Below are 2,045 nucleotides of genomic sequence, written 5' to 3' on the forward strand. Positions count from 1 at the left end.
TTTAGCGCCTTCTTCACCTGCGCACGCGAACGGACATCGGTGTCGGTCGACGAGCGGCTGAACTGATGCACGGCTGCGCCGGCTTGCTCGGCAAGCTCGACGATGCTCTGACCGATGCCGTAGCTGCCACCGAACACCACGATGACCTTGCCCGACAGGTCGGGCAAGGAATCGTCGGCGGTGAGGCTGGCCGACTGAAGCTGGAAGAGCTTGTCGGCGATATGCACGTCGATTGGCTCGGTGACCTTCATGTTCTGCGCGGTGCCCTCGACGACATAGATCGGCGTGTCGGGCAGGTAGGTGAACACGACGCCGCAGTCGTCGGTCGCGTGGAAGGTCTTGTCTTCGTTCGCGAGTTCGTAAGCCTTGCGGATCGTCCCGAGCCGGAACGCCTGCGGGGTCTGTCCCCTGCGCAGTGTCGAGCGATTCGGCATACCGGTGATGTGCGAGGCTGAATCGACCTGAATGATCGTGTCGGCAGACGGAATCGCGGTGTCGACTGCATCGTAATCTTCGAGGGCTTCGACGCAGTCTTCGAGGATCCGATCGTTCACGAACGGCCGCACAGCGTCGTGGAACAGCACCTTCGTGTCGGGGTCGTCTCCGAGCGCGTCGAGTGCGGCTTGGGTGGAGTCATTGCGCGTCTCACCGCCGGGGATGATGCGTGTCAGTTTCGGGAAGCGCTCCGGGTCCTTCAGCGAGTCCAGCTGCTCGATCGCGCCGGCGTTCATGACGATCATGATCTCGTCGATCACCGGGCTCGCGTTCGTCACTTCGAGGGTGTGTTCGACGATCGCCTTGCCGGCGATCTTGATGAGCTGCTTCGGGATGCCGAGGCCGACGCGGACGCCGATCCCTCCGGCGAGGATCACGGCTACCGTCCGCGCGGGCTGTGGGCCCAGGGTGCGGCGAGACGGGCTGAGATACGATGTTGACATCAGAATCCATACTACGGCCGTCCCGTGGGATGGGATGTTAGCCATCGCATGGGAGTGATGAATGAGTGTGGCCCTTGAGACCTTGGCAACTCTAGGAGCCGACTGGCCCTCGAAATCAGAGCCAGAGGAAGCGGCGGGCCGCGTCTATGACATGCTCGTCTATCTTCGGCGGTGCTACGGTCCGACGCCTCAAGAGGCCATCGCGAGTGACGAGATGGACACCGCTGCCGTTGCTATCACCGACATTATTACCCGAGTCCCACTAGACGTCCTAGTGCGGCTTTCGCGCAAGGCGAAGTTGCCCGTTCCGCTTTCGCACTGGTGCATTTCCTTAGCACTCCGGGCGCGGTATGGCGACAACTATCGCTTCCACCTCCGTCACGTGAGGGGCGCGAGAGGATCCTTTGACGTGATGGCGGACGACGTGGTTGTCGCCTCATTGGCTCAGTTGGGCGCGAACATCTACCGCACGCATTTCGCCGATGACGTTCTGACGGTTGAAGCGCAGGTGGCGCCCCCCTTCCTGTTCAATGACGACGAACTTTCGATGCACTGGGTTGCTTGGCAGACGGTGACTCCAGCCGTAGACACAGGTGAGTATGCGGGATATCATCTTTTTGGGCATGTTTTTGCCAAGGGGCGCTACTTGAGGCTTCGCACAGATGTTCCGCCAGAATACCCTAAGACAACCATTACGCTGCGCGCAGAACTGCGGGTCGATGGGGTTGTGGCCACGGCGTCCATGCTGTTCGGGTATCGCGGCGCCAGCCACCTTGCTAAAGTTCGCGGCTTGCGCTGGGTGCGCGGCAATTTCGCCTTCCGCGCCGACAATAGGGCGATCGCGGTCACCAGAATCCGTATTAGCCAACGGGTGAAGAACGAAGTACTGGTGAATCTCGCGGTGGTTGCTCGTGTGCTTAATCGAAAAACGCCCAGGCGCCACCTGAAAGCCGTGGTTGTCAGATCGCTTTATTGGCTGACGAAGTCTCGGTGGGATCGGAAGAACATCTGGCTTCTGCACGACAAGATGTACTCGGCGTCTGATTGCGGCGAGTACATGTACTGGTATCTGCAGAAGAATCGGCCAGAAATTACGGCGGTCTATGC

The 2,045-nt window shown here is 60.3% G+C and carries 2 protein-coding genes; one reads left to right on the forward strand and one right to left on the reverse strand.

Annotated features, from left to right (window positions below; all coding sequences use genetic code 11):
• Positions 1-938: IspD/TarI family cytidylyltransferase (locus WDU99_RS17185; RefSeq protein WP_337333690.1), on the reverse strand; the 938-nt coding region annotated here is incomplete at its 3' end.
• Between the two features lie 67 nt (positions 939-1,005).
• Here WDU99_RS17185 and WDU99_RS17190 point away from each other — a divergent pair.
• Positions 1,006-2,045 (forward strand): hypothetical protein (locus WDU99_RS17190; RefSeq protein ID WP_337333691.1); only part of this gene is annotated, 1,040 nt, incomplete at its 3' end.

The sequence above is a fragment of the Microbacterium bandirmense genome, assembly GCF_037204185.1.
GTDB lineage: Bacteria > Actinomycetota > Actinomycetes > Actinomycetales > Microbacteriaceae > Microbacterium > Microbacterium bandirmense.